Source organism: Adlercreutzia rubneri, from assembly GCF_009755265.1.
GTDB lineage: Bacteria > Actinomycetota > Coriobacteriia > Coriobacteriales > Eggerthellaceae > Adlercreutzia > Adlercreutzia rubneri.
In genome coordinates, this window is the sequence record NZ_WPOO01000003.1 from 161,450 (window position 1) to 183,407 (window position 21,958).

The following is a 21,958-nucleotide window of genomic DNA, read 5'->3' on the forward strand; positions in this document are numbered from 1 at the left end:
CTGAGTATGATGGACGCGACACGAAGAACGCGAAACCGCATCCGCCGCCCCATCCCGAGGAGGACTCATGGGCCTTTTCGCCTCACCCTGTACCAGTACCGGCACTACCACGCATTCGCATCGCCAGCGCAGGCGCTTCGCCGCACTCGCCCTCGCCGCCCTCCTAACCACGAGCGCCCTCGCCCTGGTCGGCTGCGCATCGAGCCACCCCATCACGAAATCCGGTGAGCAGTGCGCCTCCTGCCATAGCGACGGCCGCGCCGCCGTGGAGGGCACGGGCTCCGCCAGCGCCACGGAAACGGGCCTCACCTTCGCCGTGGAAAGCGGCGCCGACGAAGTCTACCTCTGCACCGCCGCTGTGGCTGAGGACGGCACCGTCGTTCCCTCCCGCGACCGCACGCTGTCCGCCGACGAGCTGGGCGCCGTCACCGTGAACCGTCCGGGCCTCTACGCCCTGTGCACCGGCGATGTCGCCTCCCCCTCGGCCACCGTTCTCGTAAGCGCCACCGAATCCGGCCCCACTGACACCGTCGTGAAGCTGTAGACCAGTCCTGCGCAAATTCGCGTCGCACCCTGCGCCTTTCCCTATTCACCGCAAATTCTGCGGCGAATAGCTTGCCAATCGCCGCACGAACGCGAAAACCAGCCCCTACTCCCCCGCGAAGGCGCCGGTTTGGCGGTTCCAGAGGCGGGCGTAGTCGCCGCCCTTGGCCACGAGCTCGGCGTGGGGGCCGTCCTCCACGATGCGCCCCTGGGACAGCACGACGATGCGGTCGAGACTCGCCACCGTGGACAGGCGGTGGGCCACCATGATGGCGGTGCGGCCTTCCATGAGCCGGCCCAAAGCCTCCTGCACGGCGGCCTCGCTCTCCGAGTCCAAAGCGCTCGTGGCCTCGTCCAGCACGAGGATGGGGCAATCGGCGAGCATCGCCCGGGCGATGGCGATACGCTGGCGCTGACCGCCCGACAGCTTGATGCCGCGCTCACCGGTGATGGTGTCGAACCCCTGGGGCAAATCCTCGATGAACTCGAGCGCGTTGGCCGCCCGGGCCGCCTCGCGAATCTCCTCTATCGTGGCGTCGGGCCGCCCATAGGCGATGTTCTCGGCAATGGAGCGGTGGAACAGCAGCGCCTCCTGGGGCACATAGGCGATCTGCCGGCGCAACGACTGCTGGGTCACGTCGGCCACGTTCTGGCCGTCCACCAGAATCTCACCCTTCTGGATGTCGGCCAAGCGCAGCAGCAGCTTCGTGAGCGTGGTCTTCCCCGCCCCGCTCATGCCCACGAGCCCCACGCGCTGCCCGGCGGGAATCTGCAGGTTGAAATCGCGGAACACCTGGGTCTTCACATCGCCGTCGGTGTACCAGAAGTTGATGTCCTTGAAGTTGATGTCGCCCAGTTCCACATCGAGCGGTTGCGCGCCGGGCTTGTCGGCCACCAGGCGCGGCTCATCGAGCACCGCCGTCATGCCGCTCGCGTCGCCGAAGGCCTGGTTGATACGCTGCAGGCCCGTGTTGATGAAGTTGAACTGGTTCGTTACCGTGTTCGTGTAGGTGAACATAAGGATGACCGTGCCCGGCGTGATGCCGAACCAGGCGTTGCCACCGGAGATGAACACCGTCACCACGGACATGATGACCACGGTGATGGCCGCCGTGGTGATGCCACGGGCGAGCGAGGCCCGCATGCGCTTCGAATCGCGCGCCACCACCTCGCGATTCGCCGTGTCGAACAGCCCCCGCTCGTAGTCCTCGCGCCCGTAGGTCTTCACGGCCAGGATGTTCGTGACCGCATCCGATAGTTCGCCGGACAGCTGGTTCTGGGCGCTGGCGGCCTTCTCGTTCAGATGCAGGATGCGCTTGTACATGAGGTAGCTGATGACCGCGTACACCGTGAGCATCGCCATGAGCACCGCCGCATAGGCCGGCACCACCGGGAACAGGATGAGGCACGTGAAGGTGATAGAGCAGAGAATCGGCAAAAACGGGAAGTTCATCACCTGAAGCAGCTGGGTGTAGCCGGCCATGAATTTCGAGGTCTGGCTGACGAGCGTGCCACCGAAGCGGTTGGAATGGAACGACAGCGACTGGTTGCACAAACAATCGAAGGCCATGGTGGCCAAATCGTAGTTCACGGCGATCTGCAGCTTCCACAACGTGTAGTCCTGAAGCTTGCTGCAGGTCTGTCCCGCCAGATTGATGCCGATGAGCGCCGCGATGTAGGGGCCGAACACGTCGAACACGGCCTCGGGAGCCACCGGGTCGGCGCTGATGCGATCGACGATGAGGCTCATCACGTAGGGGTTGCCGTAGGTGAGAAAGCCGCAGAACCCGATCGTCGAGGCGACGAGCGCCACGAACAGTCCCAGATGATTGCGGGTTGCCAGCCAGTAGTAGTGCAAGCTGCGCATCGTAAGCGATTGCTTCTTCGACATAGCTATCCTAAAAGTTCCATCAGGTCGCCGTTGGATAGTAGGGTGAGGTGGCGGGTGGCGCGGCTGATGGTGGTGTAGAGGCGGCGGCGGGCGATGTCGCTGTTCGGGAAGGTGCGGGCCGAGGCGTCGGGGATGATGACGCGGTCGAACTCGAGCCCCTTCGCCAGCTTCAGCGGCACCACGACGATCCCCGTTTCCGGCAGGCTGTCGCCCTCGCCGAGCACGGTGACGCCGTCCAGCGTCTTTGCGAGGCGTTTGGCGTCGTTCTTCCAGGGGACGATCACCGCCGTTAAGCCGCCGGCGTCGCACGCGACGCGCACTGCTTCCACCAACGCGGCCTTCCACTCGTCGGCGTTCTCGCACACCACGATCTCCGGAGCCGGCGCCTCGCGCTGCACCGAGGCCACCTCCATGGCCTCGCCTTCGGGCAGAAGGCGCGCGAACAGGTCGGTGATGGCCGGGGTGGACCGGTAGCTCGTCATGAGGCGGCACTGCGACACCTCGCCGCGCATCTCCTCGAACACCGCCCGCATCTCGTCCCACGTGGCCGTGCCCTCGAAGATAGCCTGGTTCGGATCGCCCAGAAGCAGGAAGTGCGCCCGACGGAAGTAGCGGGCGAGCACCGCCAACTGGCCTTGGGAGTAGTCCTGGGCCTCGTCGATCATGACGTAGCGCGCCTCGGGGTTGCCAAGACCGGTCAGCGCCATCTTCAGGTAGACCCACTCCACCGAAGTCAGCCCCTCGCGGCCGAGCAGGCGCACGGCCACCCGATCGATGTCAAGCCACTCCATGGCGTCCATGGCGCGCAGGGCATCGGCGTGCTTCTCTTCCAAATACACGAGGGCCAGCGTGCGGGCCTCCTCGTCGCTCTGGGGGTCGAAGACCTCTCCGAACAGGCGCAGCTGCTCGTCCACGGGAAGCGAGGCGATCTCATCATGCGTATCCTCCAGCGCCGCCAGCGACTTCAGCCGCGCCGTCAAGCGAGCGGACAGCTCCTCGGCCATGAGCGTCGCGCGGTGCGGGCCGGCCGGCAGGTTCGCGAACTTCGCCGACACCTTCTCCACCGCATCCCCGCCGAGCAGGCGCACGCCGGCGCTCGTGATGTCGCGGAAGTCGCTGCGTGCGAACTCGAAGGAGGCCACCGCCGCATCAATGGCCCGCAAGCGCTCAAGCGATACGTCGCTCTCGCCCACGCCGCGCCCGGCGGGAAGAAGCGGCGCCAGGAACTCCTCCCAGGTGAGGATCTCCGGATTGCGCTCGCCGAGGTCGGGCAGCACGCGGTCGATGTAGCGGCCGAAGACCGGATTCGGCGAGATGAGGAAGACCTGAGTCGGGTCCAGGGCGCCGCGATGCTGGTAGAACAGATACGCGATGCGCTGCATGAGCACCGAGGTCTTGCCCGAGCCGGCGATGCCCGCCACTTGAAGCACCGGCACGTCCTCGTGGCGCACGACGGCGTTCTGCTCGCGCTGGATAGTGGCGGTGATGGCCTGCATATGGGCCGAGCGCCCGCGGGAAAGCGACGCGAGCAGCAGCTTGTCCTCGATGGCCACGTCCGAATCGAAGTAGGTGATGAGGCGGTCCTCTTCTATTTCGAACTGACGGCGCAGCTGCAAGTCCACGTGGATGGTGCGCCCATCGGCCACATAGGAGGTGGGGCCCATGGTCTGGTTGTAGTACACCTCGGCCACAGGGCTGCGCCAATCCACGACCAGGCGCCGGTAGTTCTCGTCCGAAATGCCCGCCGAGCCGATGTAGAGCTCCTTGGCCGGATGGCCCTCCTTGAACTGCAGGGCGATCTTCGCGAAGTAGGGCTCGCGCAGAAGCACTTCCACGGCTCGCAGGCGCTCGGCCTGCACGGAGTTGGCCATGTCGTGGGCCTCGATGATGTTGTTCATGGCCACGATGTCGGCATGGGTCTCCAGGATGTCATCCCAGGTGGCGAAGTTCACGGCCAGCTCCTCGGCCATGGACTTCTTGTCCTCGGCGGCATCACGCGCCACGGCCTCCATGGCGGCAATCGCGTCGCGGCCGATCTTCTCCAGCTTGTCGTAGGTCTCGCTCAGGTGCGCCTGTTCGGCGGCGAAGACGGGATCTGTGGCCTCCTGCCCGGTCGCGGCCGAGGGGCGACCAAGGTCGCCCCCTACGGAAGGAGCGCCGGCGCTCTGTTGCCCTTCCCTAGACAAGGATGCCCTCGCAGTGGTCGATCATGTGCTGCACGGCCTGGGCGGCGTTGCCCTCGAGCTTCTTCTTGCGCTCCACAAGCTCGCCGTCGACCAGCACCTCGTAGCTCACGCGCACCCAGTCGTAGCGCGTGACGGCCGTCGGCTCCTCGCGCGAGAGGCATGCCTCCACAGCAGTGTAGGGTTTCAGCTTCTGGGTGACGCGCGGGTTGTACATGACCTGCGGGCGGCCGGCCTCGTTCAGATAGGCGACAATGCGCTTTGTCTCGCCGATCTGGTTGGCGGCCAGGCACACGGCCTCGTCGCTGGCAAGCAGCGTCTCCACCAAATCGTCGGCAATGGCGGCGTCGGCGGCCGTGGCGGCATCGCAGGGCTTCGACAGGATTTCCTCGTCGGTGATAATCTCTCTGATCACAGGGGCTCCTTTGCGTTTGCGACGGCGCAGGCCTTGCGCCCGCATCGCCGCGCTCGTGAAAAATGCGACTAAAGAGTATACACCACCGACGGCGCTTCAAGGCAACCATCGGCCAGACGAAGCAATCTGAAACAAACTCATGACGTAGCGCCCACGAGCCGGCGCGCGAAGCGCGGGCATAAGGTATGCTGAAGCCGAGCCATCGTCGCTCGCCGAACCGCCAACGCTTAAGGAGGTCGCCATGGCCGCGAAAAGCCATCGGGCGCTGAAAATCACCAGCATCGTCATCGGCGCCATCGTCGCCGTCGCGCTTATCGCGGTGGTCGCCCTGAACATTTATATGCGCGTCGCCTTCGCCCCCTTCTTCGACCGCGCGGAATCCCCCTTCGACATCCCGGGCATCAACACCGGTTTCGTCCCCCAGGACCTCGACCACGTGGAAGCCGACGACTCGTGGCTGTTCAGCGGGTATATGGCCGACCACTCGCCCTCGCCGATTTACCGCCGCGCCGCCGACGGCACCATCGCGAAGTTCTACGTCGCCCTGCCCGACGGCTCGGCCTACGACGGCCACGGCTCGGCCATCACCACCAACGAGCAGTACGCCTATCTGGCCTGCGAGGAGGGCTACCTCGTCATCCCCATGGATAGCCTGCTGTTCGCCGAAGACGGCGCCTGCGTGCAAGCCGCCGAGAAAGTGGGCGTCGATTTCTCCCCCGCCTTCATGAACATCGAGCAGGGTCAGCTCTTGCTCGGGAACTTCTACTACCCGAACGACTACGAGACACCGGAGAACCACCACATCACCACGCCGGACGGCACCGAGAACCCCGCCGTCATGTACGCCTTCGCCGCCGATCCCACCCGTCCAGGCCGCTTCGCCACGGTGCCCGACAACGTGTTCTCCATCCCCGGCATGGTCCAGGGCACCTGCACGACCGACGACGGGCGCATCGTGCTGTCGGTCTCCTACGGCATCGCGCCCTCGCACCTGCTCGCTTACAACGTGAACCTCGCCGCACCGGACGGCACCTTCACGACGAACGCCGGCGACGAGGTGGAGCTGTTCTGTCTGGATTCTCGCAACCTGACAGACGACCTCGTCGGACCGCCCATGCAGGAGGGCATCGAATCCCATGACGGGCGCATCTACACCACCGACGAGTCGGCCTCCAACAAGTATATCTTCGGCAAGCTCTGCGGCGCCGGCCGCGTGTACGCCGTGCAGCTGTAGAAACGCTACCCGATGGTCACGAGGCGGTTTTGGAAGGCGACGGAGACGGTCGTGGAAAGGCCGTGCTCGGCGATGACGGCCTCGAAGGTCTCGCGCGGGAGCCGGTAGGTGTTGTTCTCCTGGGAGACGTGCATGGCCGCCACCGCGCGCAGGTTCTCGTGGGCCAGGTTGTCCAGAGCCTCGCGGGCCTGATCGTTGGAGAGGTGTCCGCGCGCCGACGCGATGCGCTGCTTGATGACGTAAGGGTAGGGGCCCACCTCCAGCATGCGGGCGTCGTGGTTGCTCTCCAGCGCCAGAAGGCGCACGCCGGAAAGCGCCTCCCAGGCCTTATCGGTCACGATGCCGGTATCGGTCATGTAGCCGAGGGAGTCGCGGTCTCCCCCTGCCTCGTCGAAGCGAAACCCGTAGGAGTCGGCCGCATCGTGGGACGTGCGGAAGGGGCGCACGGCCAGGCCGGCCGCCTCCAGCACATCGCCCCCGCCGAAGGGCTCGAACGCGGCGCCCACGCTGGCCACAGCATCGCGCAGCGGCGCCGAGGCCGCGAACACCGCCTCGCTGGCATGCACCGCAGGACGCGCCCCCGCCTTCGCCAGCCCCCGTAGAACCACGCCAAGTCCCTTGGTATGATCGCCGTGATCGTGGGTGATCACCACCGCGCGCAGCCGGCCCAAATCGAACCCAGCCTCCTCAGCCCGGGCGAAGAAGTCGCGCTTACAAATGCCGCAGTCGATAAGCACCCCCTCGCCCGTCGCCGCGTTCTCCACAATAGCAGCGTTCCCACCGCTGCCGCTGGCCAGTATGTGCAGTCGAAGCATTAAGGATTTCTTTCATTTGAATTGCCATTGAAATGGAAAGTAATTCTAAACATCCTCCCTTTTCAATTCAAGGATTCGGCCCCAGGGAGCCTCTTATCCCAAACACCGTCCTTCAATGCTTCGTCGCACCTCCATCGCCAAAAACCCACAACTGGCATATTTTTGTTCACATGCTCAAATTTTACATACATGACCAGAGCTTTCGAAAAAGTTCTATTTGTCAAGATCATCGCAATTTCCCATCGACACCGTAGCAATAAGCTTTTTCTGTTGACAACGACTCTTTTCGTCATGTTTAATGCACTTGCACAATTTGTGCATCGCTGCTGATTCTTACCTTTGAAAGGGGTACCAATGAGCGATCCGAACGTGGTAGTGGCCCGCAACACCGACAAGGCGCCCGTGAGCGACCTGTATTCCCAGACGGTGGCGTTCTCCCACTACAACAACCTCTCCGCCCAGCTGCCCATCGACCCGGCGACGGGCGCCATCGTGGCGGGAGGGGCCGCCGAGCAGGCCGAGCAGTGCTTCAAGAACATCCAGGCCGTCGTAGAGAGCATCGGCCACGACATGAACGACATCATCCGTGTGTCCATCTTCCTGGCCGACATCATGGATCTGAACGCGGTGGAGAAGGTGCAGGCCTCCTTCTTCCCCACCTATCAGCCCGCCCGCACCGTGGTGGCCGTCGACGCCCTGCCCCAGGGCGCGCTCGTGTTCATCGAGGCGCTCGTCGATAACGGCGAGGGCACCCAGTCGGTGCCGCAGGCCGGCGACTTGGTGAAGCTCACCAACAACACCCACGCTGCCCCCTACGACGCCGGCTCCACCCAGACCGTGGCGTTCTCCCACTACAACAACATCACCATGCAGCTGCCGCTCGATCCCGGCACGGGCCGCCCCATCCTGGGCGACGTGGCCGCCCAGACCGCGCAGTGCTTGCGCAACGTGAAGGCCATCCTCACTTCCGTGGACGTGCCCTTCGACGACATCGTGAAGGTGACCATCTTCGTGAAGAACCTGGCCGACGCAAGCGTGGTTGACGAGGTGTACAAGACCTTCTTCCCCGATTCCGGCATCGCCCGCGCTGTGAACTACCTGCCGGCCCGTACCGTGGTGCCGGTGAAGGATCTGCCTTACCACTGCGACGTAGCCGTCGAGGCCGTGGTCTCCCATGGCGACGGCACGCCGCCCCAGGCCATCGAGGACCGTCACGGCCTCATCATCGAGGCGTGCAACACCGACGCCGCCCCGAAGTGCCCGCTTGCCACCCAGTCCGTGGCCTTCTCGCACTACAACAACATCTCCGCCCAGCTGCCGCTCGATCTGTCCGGCAAGCTCATCGACGGCACCGTCGCCGAGCAGACCGCCCAGTGCCTCGCCTACGTGAAGGCCATCATCGAGTCGGTGGATCACGCGGTGGAGGACATCGTGAAGGTGAACGTGTATCTGGCCGACATCGCCGACCTCGCCGCCATGAATGAGGCCTACGTCGCCTTCTTCGGCGACCACAAACCGGCCCGCAAAGTCGTGGGATGCGGCGAGCTGCCCTTCGGCGCCCGCGTCATGATCGACGCCATCGCCGGCAACTGGGAGGGCACCCCGCCGGTGGCCTAAGCCCCCGGCGAGCTCGCAAAAAGATCGCACGCAAAAACGGCCCGGGGAATTCTCCGGGCCGTTTTTGCTATTTCTCCGGGATGTGCTCGGCCAGAAGCGCCATCAGCTCGTGGATGTTCAGCGGCTTGGTGGTCAGCGCTGTCATGCCGGCGTCGCGGGCGCGGCGCTGGCCCTCCTCGAAGGCGTCGGCCGTCTCGGCGATGATGGGCAGCGTGGCCGCGTCCGGTCGATCCAGGGCGCGAATCTCGCGGGTGGCCTCGTCGCCGTCCATGCGGGGCATGCGCATGTCCATGAGCACGGCGTCGTAGTAGAACGGCTCCACCGAGGCCACCTTGCGCACGGCCGCATCGCCGTCGCGGGCCTCTTCGGGCTTAAAGCCGTAATCTTTAAGGATCTCCACCAGAATCTCGCGGGACAGATCGTCGTCGTCCACCACGAGCACCTTGCACCCGGTAAAGTCGCGCTGGCACCGCTCGGCCGCCTCGGCCTTCTCGCGGGCCTCGGCCAGATCGTCGGCGTCGGCCACGCGCAAAGGCAGCGTGATCGCGAACGTCGAGCCGCGGCCCACGACGCTTTCCACCGCTATCTCGCCGCCCATAAGGTCGACGAGACTCTTGGTGATGGTCATGCCCAGGCCCGTGCCCTCGGTCTTGTTGGCATAGCCGAGGCCATCGCGCTCGAAGGGCAAAAAGATTCGATCGAGGAATTCCGGCGTCATGCCGCAGCCGGTGTCGCTTACCGTCATCCGGTAGGAGCCGAAACCGCGGGGCGCGTCGGGAAGCTCGGTGAGCGTCACGGTGACGAGTCCCCCAGCGGGCGTGAACTTCACCGCATTGCCCACGGTGTTCACGAGGATCTGGTTCAGGCGCAAGGGATCAGTGACCACCTGCGGATGGGCCAGGCTGTCCACGTCGATGGTCAGATCGATGCCGACGGCCTCCGCCTTCTCGTCGAACATGTCCTGCACCTCGATCACGGCATCCGGCAGGCTGACGATGTCCTCGTTGAAGGACATCTTGCCGCTCTCGATGCGGCTCACATCCAGAATGTCGTTCACCAGGCTCAGCAAGTGGTCGCTGGACAACATGATCTTGCGCAGGCAGTCGCGCACGCGATCAGTGTCGTTCAGGTGATCCAGCGCGATAGACGCGAAGCCCGAGATGGAATTCATGGGCGTGCGGAAATCGTGGGACATGTTGGTGAGGAAGGTCGATTTCGCCTGGCTCGCATGCTCGGCCAGATCGAGCGCATTCTGCAGCGCCACCTTCTGGCGCAGCTGCTCGCGCATCTCGCCGGTGACGTTGCGGGCGGCCAAGATGACCTTCGAGTCGCGCTGGGGCAGACGGATGATGCGCAGCTCCACGTACTGCTCCTCGTCGCCGAACAGCCGCCGATAGCCCACGGAGAAATCAGTCTCCCCCGCCTCCAGCCGACGCCACAAGGCCTCGCCGCCGATTTCCGCGCGCACCCGGGCACGGTCCTCGACTACCACGAAGGTGTCGACGTAGCGCTCCATGGCGGCGGGATAATCGCCCTCCGCGACACTGGCCAGGGCGAATTCCGCCGTCGTGTCCTCGCCGCGCCGGTATACCTCAAGCTCCTGCGTCTCCAAATCGACCAAGTACAGCGCGAAGTTCTCCGCTCCCAAGCTGTCGATGACATCGATGTACTGCTCGCTGCGCTCCTCCGCCAACTTCGTGCGTGTGAAATCCTCCAGAAAGCCGAAGGCGAATCGCTCGGAGCGGTCGGTATGATCGAGGCTCATGCGCAGCCACCGGCCGTTGGGAAGGCGCCCCTCCTGATAGAAGGCCTCGCGTCGCTCGAGGAAGGCCTCCATCTTCTGGCGCACCTCTTCGCTCAAGGTACTGCCGAAGGTGAGGCCGACGAACTCGGTCAGGCTGATATAGTTGCTGTCCACGCCGCTTTGCTCGCGGGCCTGCTCCGTCAAAAGCATCTGGCGGTAGCGCATGTCGTAGAAGAACAGGCCGGCGGCGGCCTTCTCCATGGAACGCTGAGCGGGCAGGATCCAGTCCGTCACATCGTGGATGGTGAACCCGCACAGCCCCTCGGAAATGGGGAACACCTCGGCGCGGAAGAACTGCTGGAGCATCTCGGAGGGTGCCTCGAACTCCGAAGCGCGGCCCTTGTACGCCGCCTCGTAGAAGTGGTCGAGCCAGATGGGATCGCCGCCCCATAGGGCGTAGGCCTCCTCGCCGAGCAGGTCCTCCGCCACATGCCCGGTCAGAGAGGCCGCCGCGGCGTTGATATAGCGATAGGCGAAATCATAGGGACGCCCCCGATCGTCAAGCAGCACTTCGGCGACACCGAAAGGCAGCGTGCTGCAGCCAAATGTCGTCTCCCAGGCTCTCAACAGTTCATCCACGGCAAAACTCCCCTTGACAGGTTTGTTGAAAAAATCCCATACGTTGCACTATTACAGTGTACCACTTTCTGAGCCAAAAGGTCATTTTATAGGAAATCTTACCCGTATAAAGATGGTTTCGCAAAATTCCCTTTCTTTGGTCACGTGCACAAAAAGGCCCTCCGCAACTGGCGAAGGACCTTACGATGGTCGTTATTGACAGACGTTTCAGCAGGTTGTCTAAGCCTCTGGCTCGGCTGCCTGGTTCTCGTCGCGCTGAACCTCGCTGGCCGCAGGCGGAATCTCGCCGCGCTTGAAGCGCATGACGTCGCCGTCCTGCTGCATCACGAGCTCCTCGCCTTCGAGCGTCGCCTCAGCCGAGCTGCCGTCGAAGGTGAGTTCCACCGTGGTGGCGTCCTTGGCGGTCCAGGAGCCGTCCATGTTGGTGCCCAGCACGCTGAGCACGGCAGAACCGCCCTCGTTCAATTGCAGGTAAACGGAAAGTCCCATCTCCTGGGCCTGGGCCAGCGTCTCCTCGGTGGCCTCCTGGCCATCGACGGTGCCACTCGTCAAAATCCAATCCCCCTGGAAGTTCGCGGCATCGTTGCCCGCCGGCGCACCGGCACATCCTGCCAGCGCCACGCACAGCGCGAAGGCGCATGCTGCCGCCCCGATGATCTTCGCCTTAAGCTTCATTCCCGCTCCTTTGATCGCATTCTTCGACGCCCATCGCGTCCCTTGCAGCCAGCGCGGTCATCTTATACGTAAGCGGCAGCATCAGCAATACTCATCTCCCATACGTTGGGCAACTGAGAAGAAGGGCTTTCACATCGCCCGCTCGTCTGCTATGGTGGCCCCAATCAGCGAAGAGCGCACCGAAGGAGACCTCATGGGAGACTACGCCAACCGGGTGTTCGCCGTCGTGCGGCGCATACCGCGCGGAAAGGTGGCCACCTACGGACAGGTGGCACGGCTCATCGGCGCCCCGCGCACGGCGCGCTACGTCGGTTATGCCCTGCACGCCAACCCAGAGCCCGGCACCGATCCGGGCTGCATCCCCTGCCATCGGGTCGTATTCAAGGACGGACGCATGGCCACCGGTTTCGCGTTCGGAGGCCCCGACGAGCAGCGAGGCATGCTCGCCGCCGAGGGGATCGCCTTCGACGAAGAGGGCCGCGTGCTCATGGAAGAGTTCCAGTGGGACGGCCGTCCGGAAAGCGCAGGGGCGCCAGGAAATGCACACGTGACCGGCGACTCGGGCGCGGCCGACACCGCCGATGCGACCGATTACCCCACCGCGCCGCCCCCGGACTTCGACTGGGAAGCCGAACTGGCCGAGCACCCGCTGCACCATTGCGAGACCTGCGCCGCGCCGCGCCCCGACTGCAAAAAGGAACGCCACGCCTAGGTTCCCATTCGTTCCGAGGCGGGCGCCGGTGCGCACATTCGCCATTTGGCAACGGGTCTCCCCTGGCTCGATGACCGTTTCCTGCCAAAAGGTGCCACCGCGCCCGGCGCGGATTACCATGGGTCTTCGGAACCGCCGACTCCTTCGCCTTCCCGAAAGAACTGACGGCATCCCGTCGCACATCCCAACGCACCAAGGAGGCGTCATCATGGAAGATAAAGAGTTGCTCGAGAAGATCATTGCGAAGCAGAGCGTCATCATTCCGGCCATGGAAAAGACCGGCGAGACGAAGGACATCCCCGAGAAGTTGCGCCACGCCATGGCCGCGGCCGAGGAATGGGCCGACGTCATCGAGAAGAAAGAGGGCCGCGACAAGGAAGCCCGTCGCTGGCCGGTGAAGCAGTTCGCCGAAGAGGCCCACGAGCACATCGCCCTGTTCGATCACGAGACGCGCCAGCAGATCCAAGAGTACTGCGAGCTGGTGGCCCGCCTCCCCTACGATGACGACGCCCCGCTCGGGGTGTAGGGCGCATCTGCAAGAACTCCATCAAGCTGCCTTAACCCTGCACCTTCTCGGCGCGCTGGGCTTGCATCCAGTCGGCGAGCTCGGCCATGCCCTCGCCGGTGCGGGCGCTCGTGACGAAGATGTCGAGCGCGGGGTTCAGGAGGCGCGCCTGCTCTTTCAGGCGATCCATGTCGAAGTCCTCGTTCAAGGGCAGGTAATCGCATTTCGTGACGATGAGCGCGTCCACGGCGGCGAACATGGGCGGGTACTTCATGACCTTGTCCCAGCCCTCGGGCACCGACAGCAGCATGACGCGGGTGTGGGCGCCGGTGTCGAAGTCGGCCGGGCACACGAGGTTGCCGATGTTCTCAAGGAACAGGTAGTCGAAGCGATCGCCGTCGAAGGCCTCGAAGGCCATGGTGACCATGCCCATCTCCACATGGCACACCCCGCGGGTGTTCAGCTCCACGGAGGCGACGCCGGCCTCCTTGATCTTGAGGGCATCCACGTCGGATTCCAGGTCGGCCTCGATGACGCCGAGGGCCTCGACGCCCCGGGCACGCAGCTCGCGGATGAGCGCGAGCAAAAGCGTCGTCTTGCCGGCGCCCGGGCTCGCCATGACGTCCACGAAGAACGTGCCCTCCTGGGCGCGCGCCGCGCGGAAGGCGTCGGCCGCCTCGTCGTTGGCCGCCAGGATGTTCTTCTTCACTTCGATGACGCGCGTCTGATCCATGATGCCTCCTTCGCCGGCGCCGAGCCCTGCCGCCCGGCGCCTTCCAAATACTGTTCAGTTCCATAGTAACGGGCGCAGCGCCCTTTGGGCAATGCAGAAAGGGAATCGGCTATGCGGATTGCCGAATGCGCATCGCCGCGTTCGCGCATGGGCAAGCAAGCGCGCGGATTACCTGGAAAACCATGGATATCGCAGCCGATGGAGCGCTTCGGGACGATCGGCATTGCGTTTTTGAGAGCGCGACGGGTTGCCCGCCGGCGCCGCTTCCTGTAGCCTTGTGCCTGAAAGGAGCGCGGGGCGAGCCTTTCCCCGAAGCCTTCCCTTTAAGACACTCGCCTCCCCTGCCGTGAACGAACTTGCCATCCTGGATGCCATCCAGCTCATCCACACACCCTGGCTCGACGCCCTTGTTGCCGCCTATACGAGCACGAGCGACGTCGGCCAGATTTGGATCCTGCTCGGCATCGTGCTCGCCATCATTCCAAAGACGCGCAAGCTGGGCGCGGCCGTCCTCGTCGCCGTTCTCATCGGCGCCATTGTCACGAGCGGCATTCTAAAGCCCCTGATCATGCGCCCGCGACCGTGCGACGTGAACCCGCTCGTGCCCATGATCGTCGATCGGCCCCACGGCTCGTCGTTTCCCTCCGGGCACGCTACCGCCGCCTTCGCCGCGTTCGGGGCGCTGCTTTTCTCGAAGGGGCCCAAACCTCTTGTCATCGTCGTCGGCATCGGCGCGGTGCTCATGGCGCTCACGCGGCTGTACTGCTACGTGCACTACCCCACCGATGTGCTGGCGGGGACCGTCGTCGGGCTGCTCGCGGGATTCGCCGCCGCCAAAATCGTCGAAGCGGCAAGCCGCAAACTTCAGGAACGGCGATCGCAATCGCACACTTAGGCGCCGACGCGCGAAACGGGCACGCGAGGAATCACCTTGAGACCGAAGCCCCTATCCCTCTCGCACCTTCCCGGTCACGGGGCAGGTGATATACCCGTCGCGATGAAAGTAGTGCACGAGGAAGCCCACGCCGGCAAGCGCGAGCGCGATGCCGAGACCGGTGTAGAAGAAGGCGATGAACCAACCCGGCACCAGATGGAAGGAGCGCAGGGCGATGCCGCCGCCCATCATGACGGCCATAATGAGGTAGCCGCGCACATCGAAGAACTTCAGCACGTGCATCTTCTCCTCGCCGTAGCTGCGGATGCGGGCGGCATGCTTGCCCACCAGCTTGGAGAACATCATGTGGAAGACGACGAAGGTGGCGGGGATGCCGATGAGCAGAAGCCACGGGTTGCCGTTGCCGGCCGCGATGGCCTCGATGCCCATGCGGGCGACTTGGCTTCCAGCGATGAGCCACACGGCCGCCGCGATGAGCAGCAGGTACTTCGAGCGAACTTTGAACATGGCGAGTTTTCCTTTGGCTGAATGCCGCTGCGACGCGCTCGTCTCTTTTCGGCGCGGGCACCGCGCGGCCACTAGTTTTTCCTGGGCACCATAGCACCCGCGCCCGCCCACTTCCATAAGGCACATGGTCTCGACAGCAAAATTTCAACTTGCGGAAACCTTATAGGGGCCACACGCATCCGCGTCAGTCGAAATGCGATGCGGGGCAGCAGTTCGGCCCGATCCCCGCGTATTCTGCGATGGCCAATTCTGGCAAGTTCTAGACGAGCGGCTCGATGTAGGCGATCGGCGCGACCACGACGCGGCCGCAGTGCGCAGGGCCATCTCCGGCGGTAAGACCCGGCTTCGGCACGATCATCGTGGCGGTGAGGTCGGCGCGCACGACATCTTTCGCCGCGCGGCCCATCTGGGCCGAAAGCCCGCTCGGCACGTCGGCGGCCACCACGAACGTGCCTCGGTCGCGGGCAGCGTTGAGAGCGCGGATCCAGCCGTCGAAGGGCGCCTTCACCGTCTCGTGGGCGAACCCAGTGCCCAAAAGGGCATCGATGGCGAGCGAGGCGCCGTTAAGCAGGGCCGACACCTCCGCGTCCGTCGGCGCGAGAACCACCTGGCTGTGCGCGCTCAGGGACGCCGTCGCCCGCAGGGCGGCCGCGCGAGCCGGCTCGGCCGTAAGCGCCGCGGGCTCCACCGCTGTCACGAGACAGACGGGAATGCCCCAGCGGTCCAGGTACTCCCCGGCCACCCAGCCGTCGCCGCCGTTGTTGCCGCTGCCGCAGAGGATGACTATTTCCTTCGCGCCTTCCATCCCTTCCAGCGCCTTACACGCCTCGAAGGCGAGGAAGCGGCCGGCGCGGCGCATGAGCGCGTCGAGCGGCGTGCCCGCCTCCGCGATGGCCCGCTCGAGCGCCACCACCTGGGACACCTCAAGCACGGGAGGCTTAAAGGGGGTCGTCGCATCGGCTACGGGACGATAGGCTTCCACAAGCCGCGGCAGAGACCAGGCCGCGTTGGCCGGGCTCGGCGAGGGCAGCACCTCGGCGGCCAAGCCACTGGCAGCCTCGCATAGCTTCGCGTAGTAGCGCCCCGCCGCCGCACCCGTGCAGAACACCCGGCGCACCGGCGCCTTTTCCAAAACGCGCGACAGATCGTTGGGGTGGGGGTTGGCGATGGAGGCGTCCGAGGCGCCCCGGATGTCGCAGCTTTCCAGCACGTCCCACAGCGCGATGTGATGGCGCAGCAGCAGATCGGCGCGCTCGGCGTTGTCCTCGGGCACCGGCTCGTCGAACAGCGCAGCGAGCACGCGCCAGAACCGGTTCTGCGGATGCCCGTAGAAAAACGCCGCCTCGCGCGATTTCGGCGAGGGCATCGTGCCCAGCACGAGCACCTCCGAGCGCTCGTCAAACACCGGCGGAATACCGTGCTCGATGTGCTGCAGCGGCTGGGCGCAATCTTTCATGGCAGCCTCCCTTTGCTCCTCGCGCGATGGCCCCGGCGAGACGCGAACGGCCGCTTGCGCCCGACTCCTTAGGTGAGCAGAAACGACGCCGCGATGAATCCCGCGATCACCAGAGCGAAGCCTACCACAAAAGCCCACGCTGCGGGGCGCCCCAAATTGATCGTCCAGCCGATACCGAAGCGCTCAGGCAGAAACAGCGCCGGGTCGTCGGGGTTCACGTAGAAGATGCCACCCTTCCAATACCGGTCGTTGTCGCGCGGCATGGCGCCGCCGCGCCCGTCGGCGCTCACCCGGGCGAGCAGGCGGCTGCCGTTCTGGCCGTACACGAGACTCACCGCGGTGCTCGCCACCAGTATGACCGCCACCACGACCCCGATGGGCACGAGAGCCTGGGCCATGGAAAGCACGCCGAGAAACGTCAGCTGGATAACGGGCCCCAGCAAGCTCACGAGCAGACCCATGCCGACGAGCATCACGCTCTGAGCGCGGGCGAACATGCCGTAGGCCCAGGCGCTCGCCGCCGGCATGGCGGGGTCGCTGCCCTTCTTCGACCGCAAAATCATCCAATGGGCCACCGTGAGGCACACGGCGATGAGCACCACGAACAGCACCGGAAACGCGACGATGCCCGACGATTTGTCGGCCCACTCGGTCACCTTCCCCGCCAAATCCATGTGCAGCGGCACCTTGTCGGGCATGGCGGGATAGCCCACGATACCCATGGTCAGCGTAATGAGAATCACGGGCACATACAGCAGACCCCACGCAAGGGAAAGAGGCTTCGGGAAGGGCTCGTCGCCGACGAATCCCGCGCTGCGGCGCCCCTCGGCCACCCAGCCTTGGGCCTTCTTGTATCGCTGCACCTTTGCGCGGAAGTACAGCATGAGGCCATAGCCGCCAAGGCACAGAACGAGGGCGGCGGCCACCAGCGCCGCGACGAAAGCGTGCTCAGGGTCGAGCGCCAGGGCCGCCGCGCACGCAATCGTCGCCGCCGCCGTAAGCGCCAGCATGATCGCAAGATAGGTGCGTTTCAGGCGGCGCAGATAAGGATCGGCCGCCGCGTCGTCGGGTACGGTGACGGCGAAGCACTCGCGCTTCGGCATGAGGTAGGGCGTGAGCGCCATGGTCACGCCCATCAAGGGAACGACCAGGGTCAGAAGCCCGAGAAGCAGAAGCATGGGGGTCGTCGCGCTCATTGGGGGGCCATCGCCTTCCCTGCACCCTGCGCCGAAGAAGCGTCGGCGGCCTTCCGCTTTTGCGCCGGACGCGGGGCGGCCTCGGCATCTTCCATCACCCCGTAGGCGCGGGCGGCCTGAGCGGCGGCCGCTTCCAGAAACTGGCCGCGCGCGCCGCCCCGGGCTCGGAAGGCCAGGGCCAGCTTGAAGAGGTCATCCTCCATCTTCACTTGGGCCGATGCGTCGGCGTCGGCGCGATCGGCGGCGGCCGGATCGGCGATCACCGCCCCGGCGCGACCGCGCATGCGCACGTAGCCCTCGTCGCGCAGCACCGCGTAGGCCTTGTTCACCGTGTGCAGGTTGATGCCCAAGTCGCTCGCCAGAGAGCGCACCGAGGGCAGCGACTGGCCCGGCTCCAGCTGCCCGGTGGCGATGCCGGCCACAATCTGGTTGCGTATCTGCAGGTAGAGCGGCTCGGCGGCCGCGGCGTCGACGGCGATGAGCATGGGGGCGTCCTTTCCGAGCGGCCCGTAGCGGCGCGCTACGGGCCATTGACTTCTTGTTCTACTCGGAGTATAACATAAACTGTTCTAGTTGTCATAGAACAAAATACGGGCGATCGGCTTCTCGTCGCCCCGCGAAAGCCGCCGCGGCCACCCGAAGCCCTGCCCGCTCGTTCCCGACGAAAGGACTCCGCTATGAAACGCGCCCTTGTCTTTCTCGCCATCACCTTCGGCATCACCTACGCCTACGACTTTCTCGTGGTGTACCCCATCGCCCAAGGCACCGCCCCCTACGCGAGCGAGTTCCTCTCGCCCGACCTCGCCTACATGGTCTCCGTGGCGCTCACCATGCTCTTCCCCGCCCTGGGCGTGGTGCTCACGCGCCTCGTGACGCGCGAGGGATTCCAAATGTGCGCCTGGTGCACCGTGCTCGCCATCTTCCTCAGCTACGTGACCATCCGCACCGGCTCCACGTTTGCCGCGGCCATCGGGCACGGGGCCGCGAACGGCACGACTAACGGCGTGACGCTGTTCTCGCTTTCGGGCGGCAACCCCTTCGTGGGGCCCTTGTGCACGGGCATCGTGGGCGGCCTGCCGCTTCTGGCCGTGGCCGCGATCATGCTGTGGGACATGCGCCGCCGCGAGAAGGCCGGCACCCTGCGCATGCCCGAAGCGGGCCTCCCCGACGGCGTGCGCCGCACCCGCCGCTAGAGGGGCGCGCGCTCCCCCAATGGCGCAGCGCGTTCTTCCCCGATGGCGTATACTGGGCGCGCGACGGAATCAAGGAAAAGGAGAGCGAGCGATGATGGGCCTGTTGTGCGTGGGAGCGGGCGGCGCGCTGGGCGCCATGGGACGCTACGGCCTGGGGCTCATCCCGCTGGGAAGCGAGCTGCCGCTCATGACGCTGCTCATCAACTTCCTGGGGTCGGTGGCCATAGGGGCCATCGTGGAGACCTCCGAGCTGGCCGCCGGCGCCCTTTCCCGCGAGGCGGTGCTGTTTTTGAAGGTGGGCTTATGCGGCGGGTTCACGACGTTCTCCACCTTCTCGCTGGAGACCCTCGAGCTCATCGAGGGCGGCCAATACGCCATCGCCGGCGCCTACGCCCTGGTCAGCGTCGTTTTGTGCGTCGCCGGCGTGCTGGTCGGAAAGGTGCTCGCTCGCGCGCTCATGCCGACAGGCTAGACGCCAGAAGAGCCGCGTCGGGGGCCTTGGCTAAGACTGCTAAAAATTCTAAAGGCTCTAAAACTGGTAAATGAGCATTCGCTTCTACTATCCCCGCTTGCAAATAGTCTAGGGGTTCGCTAGAATTTGGGCGCGCCGGCATTTCCCCTTCAGCGTCGTGCAGCGGGTCGGGGGCCAAATCCTATGCACCGGGTGGGTCGAGAGTGGCGCACGACCCATCGCCAGCGAGAAAGGTGCATCATGGGCGTGATCAAAGCCGTATGCACGAGCGATATCAAGGGAATCCAGAAAACCGAGCAAGCCGTCATCGAGCTTAGGCCCAACTGGGGCATCGAGGGCGACGCCCACGCTGCGCCGTGGCACCGCCAGGTGAGCCTTCTGCCCTACGAGCAGATCGAGGCATTCAAGAACCGCGGCGCCGAAGTGGGCCATGGGGCGTTCGGCGAGAACATCATCGTCGAGGGCTTCGACCTGAAAAGCCTCCCCATCGGCACGCGCTTCGTCTGCAACGACGTGGTGCTGGAACTGACCCAAATCGGCAAGCAGTGCCACGCCCATTGCGCCATCTACCACCAGATGGGCGACTGCATCATGCCCCGGGAGGGTGTCTTCTGCAAGGTGCTCGCCGGCGGCACCATCGCCCCCGGCGACCTTATCGAGATCGCATAGCAGGTCGCGAAGAGGCAGACAGCGGGGACGCGCAGAATCTAACGTCCCCGTAACTGGCCAAGTAACTCTGCCAGTTTTTCAATAATTGGCAAGGCAACTTGACCAGTTTTGTGAAGGTTAAACTGCGCGGCTACTCGGCGTAGGGGGTAACGAACTCGTCGATGGCCTCTTCCGAGACGCCTGCTTCGAAGCGGCGGCCGGGCCGCCGCTTTCCGCATCGTTTTCCCTATTGTCGCGGGCACTCTCGTCAAAAGCAACTGCGTGTTCGTCATGGCCCATAAAAGATAGGCATAAGAGCACTCACTCACGTTCTCGGTCGACGAACCACCTCGAAATTGCAGCAAATCACCGGTTAGGAGCGTCTGGAGGCGCTAACCGAATACGGATTTAAAAGAGCCGTATCACATACAGTCTGTTGACCTGGAGTTTTGCCAAGGGCCTTTCGCGCTGAACTCCTTCGCGCGAGAACCAGACGCTCATAACCGTCAATCTCATGCAAAAACAGGGGGATTCAACGACCGGCAGAAACTTCTTCGCTCTCGCAATTGTGCCTTGACTTTGAGCTTACTCGAAGGTTTAGGGTAACGAGAAAGCAAGTGCGTAAAACTTGAAGGCGCGCAATGAGCAGTAGCGTCGGAAACACCCCAAAAGAATCGAGGAACCTCATGCCCAAAGTAGTACAGACCGCCGGCCGCGATGCGCTCGGTACCTTCGCGCCTCAGTTCGCCGCCTTGAACGACGATGTGCTGTTCGGGGAGGTGTGGAGCAGCGACGAGCTTACCCTGAAGATGCGCTCCATCCTCACCGTGACCACGCTGGTGGCCAAGGGAATGGCCGACGGCTCGTTCGAGCACCACGTGGCCAACGCCAAGAAGAACGGCGTCACGGCCCGCGAGATGGCCGCCATCCTCACTCATGTGGCCTTCTACGCCGGCTGGCCCAACGCCTGGGCTGCCTTCCGCGTGGCGCTGAAGGTGTACGCCGCAGACCCGCTGGACTTTGAAAACCCCGAGGGTCACGGCGGCCTGTTCGGCCTCGGCGCGCCCAACGACGCCTACGCGCAGTACTTCACGGGTCAGTCCTACCTGAACCCGTTGACCGATTCGGAAAAGACCCAGTTCATCGCCAACGTCACCTTCGAGCCAGGCTGCCGCAACAACTGGCACATCCACCACGCGGCCGAAGGCGGCGGCCAGATCCTGCTCGTCACCGACGGCGAGGGCTGGTACCAAGAATGGGGCGAGCCTGCCCGCAAGATCGTCGCCGGAGACGTGGTGTATATCCCAGCCAACGTGAAGCACTGGCACGGTGCCACCGCCGACCGTTGGATGAGCCACGTGGCCTTCGAGGCCCCGGGCACCGATTGCGCAAACGAGTGGTGCGAGCCCGTCACCGACGAGGAGTACGCCGCCCTTTCGTAACAGCACGCACGAGTGGCCGCCCAAGTGTCTCGCAAATCGCTGGCACCCTAAACGGCTCGGCTCCGACGCCATCGAAGTAGGAGCCGAGCCGTTCCGCATACTTGCATCGCATTCAAGCATGCGTCAAATATCGAGTTATAAGCGACTCGCCGCCTCTCGGTCAACGAACCGTTCGGAAAACGCATGAGATCTTGAGTTATAAGCGTCTTAGGAGACAGATCCTTCAGTGACCCGGAATAGTCTCGATGCGCGCGAAGCTTTGACCAGGCGTTTTCCAAAAACTTCTTCCGAAGACCGAACGCAACGCAGAGTTCAGGGGGGTGCGGACAGTTACTTGGACAGCGGCCTACGCCGCCAGCCCCAACCGCCTCCTGCGGTTGTCTATCGTATCGTAGACGGTCCTGCCGCCCTCCCGGAAGGCCTTTAGACGGACGGTCGAGTAG

At 64.5% G+C, this 21,958-nt stretch carries 21 protein-coding genes; 10 read left to right on the forward strand and 11 right to left on the reverse strand.

The annotated features are described in order from the left end of the window. Positions 1-67 precede the first annotated feature (67 nt). A complete protein-coding gene (locus GO707_RS03245) occupies positions 68-544 on the forward strand; it encodes a hypothetical protein (RefSeq protein ID WP_114539551.1) in 477 nt (158 codons plus the stop codon). A 105-nt stretch (positions 545-649) separates the two neighbouring features. Here GO707_RS03245 and GO707_RS03250 read toward each other — a convergent pair whose 3' ends face one another. From GO707_RS03250 to GO707_RS03260, 3 genes are read right to left on the reverse strand one after another with little or no spacing between them, the layout of a single operon-like run. Continuing rightward, the gene (locus GO707_RS03250; RefSeq protein WP_157012042.1) at positions 650-2,434 is read right to left on the reverse strand and encodes an ABC transporter ATP-binding protein; all 1,785 of its coding nucleotides are present in this window, start codon (positions 2,432-2,434) and stop codon (positions 650-652) included. A 2-nt stretch (positions 2,435-2,436) separates the two neighbouring features. Continuing rightward, entirely contained in the window at positions 2,437-4,620 is a 2,184-nt protein-coding gene (locus GO707_RS03255) for a HelD family protein (RefSeq protein WP_114539549.1), read from the reverse strand. Then, positions 4,613-5,032, reverse strand: coding sequence for a peptide deformylase (locus GO707_RS03260; protein WP_114539548.1), 420 nt, complete (start codon positions 5,030-5,032; stop codon positions 4,613-4,615). Before GO707_RS03260 ends, GO707_RS03255 begins: the two co-directional genes overlap by 8 nt. Before the next feature lie 241 nt (positions 5,033-5,273). On the opposite strand from GO707_RS03260, the gene GO707_RS03265 reads away from it, so the two are divergent. Then, positions 5,274-6,266, forward strand: coding sequence for a hypothetical protein (locus GO707_RS03265; protein WP_114539547.1), 993 nt, complete (start codon positions 5,274-5,276; stop codon positions 6,264-6,266). 5 nt (positions 6,267-6,271) lie between these two features. Here the strand turns inward: GO707_RS03265 and GO707_RS03270 are convergent, their stop codons facing one another. Continuing rightward, positions 6,272-7,081 carry an MBL fold metallo-hydrolase gene (locus GO707_RS03270; protein WP_114539546.1) on the reverse strand — a complete coding sequence of 270 codons (810 nt, stop codon included), beginning with the start codon at positions 7,079-7,081 and terminating at the stop codon, positions 6,272-6,274. A gap of 354 nt (positions 7,082-7,435) precedes the next feature. On the opposite strand from GO707_RS03270, the gene GO707_RS03275 reads away from it, so the two are divergent. Beyond that, a complete protein-coding gene (locus tag GO707_RS03275; protein WP_114539545.1) occupies positions 7,436-8,698 on the forward strand; it encodes a RidA family protein in 1,263 nt (420 codons plus the stop codon). A 67-nt stretch (positions 8,699-8,765) separates the two neighbouring features. On the opposite strand, the gene GO707_RS03280 is transcribed toward GO707_RS03275, so the two are convergent. Together GO707_RS03280 and GO707_RS03285 are read right to left on the reverse strand one after the other, a co-directional pair. Continuing rightward, positions 8,766-11,081, reverse strand: a complete 2,316-nt coding sequence (locus GO707_RS03280; RefSeq protein WP_157012046.1) for an ATP-binding response regulator — start codon at positions 11,079-11,081, stop codon at positions 8,766-8,768. Positions 11,082-11,300: 219 nt separating this feature from the next. Continuing rightward, positions 11,301-11,756, reverse strand: coding sequence for a hypothetical protein (locus tag GO707_RS03285; protein ID WP_114539543.1), 456 nt, complete (start codon positions 11,754-11,756; stop codon positions 11,301-11,303). Between the two features lie 193 nt (positions 11,757-11,949). Here GO707_RS03285 and GO707_RS03290 point away from each other — a divergent pair, with 193 nt between their 5' ends. Both GO707_RS03290 and GO707_RS03295 read left to right on the forward strand, forming a co-directional pair. Continuing rightward, a complete protein-coding gene (locus GO707_RS03290; RefSeq protein WP_114539542.1) occupies positions 11,950-12,468 on the forward strand; it encodes an MGMT family protein in 519 nt (172 codons plus the stop codon). A gap of 208 nt (positions 12,469-12,676) precedes the next feature. Next, the gene (locus GO707_RS03295) at positions 12,677-12,994 is read left to right on the forward strand and encodes a hypothetical protein (protein ID WP_114539541.1); all 318 of its coding nucleotides are present in this window, start codon (positions 12,677-12,679) and stop codon (positions 12,992-12,994) included. Positions 12,995-13,025: 31 nt separating this feature from the next. On the opposite strand, the gene hypB is transcribed toward GO707_RS03295, so the two are convergent. Then, the gene (gene hypB, locus GO707_RS03300) at positions 13,026-13,706 is read right to left on the reverse strand and encodes a hydrogenase nickel incorporation protein HypB (RefSeq protein WP_114539540.1); all 681 of its coding nucleotides are present in this window, start codon (positions 13,704-13,706) and stop codon (positions 13,026-13,028) included. Between the two features lie 346 nt (positions 13,707-14,052). Between hypB and GO707_RS12550 the strand changes: the two genes are divergently transcribed. After that, positions 14,053-14,601 carry a phosphatase PAP2 family protein gene (locus GO707_RS12550; RefSeq protein WP_181869686.1) on the forward strand — a complete coding sequence of 183 codons (549 nt, stop codon included), beginning with the start codon at positions 14,053-14,055 and terminating at the stop codon, positions 14,599-14,601. 51 nt (positions 14,602-14,652) lie between these two features. Here GO707_RS12550 and GO707_RS03310 read toward each other — a convergent pair whose 3' ends face one another. The 4 genes from GO707_RS03310 to GO707_RS03325 form a co-directional block, all read right to left on the reverse strand. Beyond that, positions 14,653-15,108, reverse strand: a complete 456-nt coding sequence (locus GO707_RS03310) for a hypothetical protein (protein ID WP_114539538.1) — start codon at positions 15,106-15,108, stop codon at positions 14,653-14,655. 259 nt (positions 15,109-15,367) lie between these two features. Continuing rightward, positions 15,368-16,564 (reverse strand): DNA-deoxyinosine glycosylase, encoded by a 1,197-nt coding sequence (locus GO707_RS03315; RefSeq protein WP_157012048.1) that lies wholly within the window; start codon positions 16,562-16,564, stop codon positions 15,368-15,370. Between the two features lie 68 nt (positions 16,565-16,632). Continuing rightward, positions 16,633-17,760, reverse strand: coding sequence for a DUF1648 domain-containing protein (locus GO707_RS03320; RefSeq protein ID WP_114539537.1), 1,128 nt, complete (start codon positions 17,758-17,760; stop codon positions 16,633-16,635). Beyond that, a complete protein-coding gene (locus GO707_RS03325) occupies positions 17,757-18,245 on the reverse strand; it encodes a GntR family transcriptional regulator (protein WP_114539536.1) in 489 nt (162 codons plus the stop codon). The genes GO707_RS03320 and GO707_RS03325 overlap by 4 nt, the downstream gene beginning before the upstream one ends. Before the next feature lie 192 nt (positions 18,246-18,437). On the opposite strand from GO707_RS03325, the gene GO707_RS03330 reads away from it, so the two are divergent. The 4 genes from GO707_RS03330 to GO707_RS03345 all read left to right on the forward strand — a co-directional run bounded on the left by GO707_RS03330 (position 18,438) and on the right by GO707_RS03345 (position 21,515). Beyond that, a complete protein-coding gene (locus GO707_RS03330; RefSeq protein WP_157012050.1) occupies positions 18,438-18,953 on the forward strand; it encodes a hypothetical protein in 516 nt (171 codons plus the stop codon). 91 nt (positions 18,954-19,044) lie between these two features. Next, complete coding sequence (gene crcB / locus GO707_RS03335) at positions 19,045-19,425, forward strand: fluoride efflux transporter CrcB (protein ID WP_114539534.1); 381 nt, start codon at positions 19,045-19,047, stop codon at positions 19,423-19,425. A 240-nt stretch (positions 19,426-19,665) separates the two neighbouring features. Then, positions 19,666-20,094: an MOSC domain-containing protein gene (locus tag GO707_RS03340; protein ID WP_114539533.1), complete on the forward strand. Its 429-nt coding sequence runs from the start codon at positions 19,666-19,668 to the stop codon at positions 20,092-20,094. A gap of 665 nt (positions 20,095-20,759) precedes the next feature. Continuing rightward, the gene (locus GO707_RS03345) at positions 20,760-21,515 is read left to right on the forward strand and encodes a carboxymuconolactone decarboxylase family protein (protein ID WP_114539532.1); all 756 of its coding nucleotides are present in this window, start codon (positions 20,760-20,762) and stop codon (positions 21,513-21,515) included. Positions 21,516-21,958: the final 443 nt, after the last annotated feature.

What these genes read in the sequence shown, in the direction of transcription:
- GO707_RS03270 (WP_114539546.1), bottom strand. Translation starts at nt 7,081, where the DNA reads ATGCTTCGACTGCACATACTGGCCAGCGGCAGCGGTGGGAACGCTGCT.
- crcB (WP_114539534.1), top strand. Translation starts at nt 19,045, where the DNA reads ATGATGGGCCTGTTGTGCGTGGGAGCGGGCGGCGCGCTGGGCGCCATG.
- GO707_RS03310 (WP_114539538.1), bottom strand. Translation starts at nt 15,108, where the DNA reads ATGTTCAAAGTTCGCTCGAAGTACCTGCTGCTCATCGCGGCGGCCGTG.
- GO707_RS03315 (WP_157012048.1), bottom strand. Translation starts at nt 16,564, where the DNA reads ATGAAAGATTGCGCCCAGCCGCTGCAGCACATCGAGCACGGTATTCCG.
- GO707_RS03330 (WP_157012050.1), top strand. Translation starts at nt 18,438, where the DNA reads ATGAAACGCGCCCTTGTCTTTCTCGCCATCACCTTCGGCATCACCTAC.
- GO707_RS03320 (WP_114539537.1), bottom strand. Translation starts at nt 17,760, where the DNA reads ATGAGCGCGACGACCCCCATGCTTCTGCTTCTCGGGCTTCTGACCCTG.
- GO707_RS03265 (WP_114539547.1), top strand. Translation starts at nt 5,274, where the DNA reads ATGGCCGCGAAAAGCCATCGGGCGCTGAAAATCACCAGCATCGTCATC.
- GO707_RS03295 (WP_114539541.1), top strand. Translation starts at nt 12,677, where the DNA reads ATGGAAGATAAAGAGTTGCTCGAGAAGATCATTGCGAAGCAGAGCGTC.
- GO707_RS03250 (WP_157012042.1), bottom strand. Translation starts at nt 2,434, where the DNA reads ATGTCGAAGAAGCAATCGCTTACGATGCGCAGCTTGCACTACTACTGG.
- GO707_RS03275 (WP_114539545.1), top strand. Translation starts at nt 7,436, where the DNA reads ATGAGCGATCCGAACGTGGTAGTGGCCCGCAACACCGACAAGGCGCCC.
- GO707_RS03325 (WP_114539536.1), bottom strand. Translation starts at nt 18,245, where the DNA reads ATGCTCATCGCCGTCGACGCCGCGGCCGCCGAGCCGCTCTACCTGCAG.
- GO707_RS03285 (WP_114539543.1), bottom strand. Translation starts at nt 11,756, where the DNA reads ATGAAGCTTAAGGCGAAGATCATCGGGGCGGCAGCATGCGCCTTCGCG.
- GO707_RS03290 (WP_114539542.1), top strand. Translation starts at nt 11,950, where the DNA reads ATGGGAGACTACGCCAACCGGGTGTTCGCCGTCGTGCGGCGCATACCG.
- GO707_RS03245 (WP_114539551.1), top strand. Translation starts at nt 68, where the DNA reads ATGGGCCTTTTCGCCTCACCCTGTACCAGTACCGGCACTACCACGCAT.
- hypB (WP_114539540.1), bottom strand. Translation starts at nt 13,706, where the DNA reads ATGGATCAGACGCGCGTCATCGAAGTGAAGAAGAACATCCTGGCGGCC.
- GO707_RS03340 (WP_114539533.1), top strand. Translation starts at nt 19,666, where the DNA reads ATGGGCGTGATCAAAGCCGTATGCACGAGCGATATCAAGGGAATCCAG.
- GO707_RS03345 (WP_114539532.1), top strand. Translation starts at nt 20,760, where the DNA reads ATGCCCAAAGTAGTACAGACCGCCGGCCGCGATGCGCTCGGTACCTTC.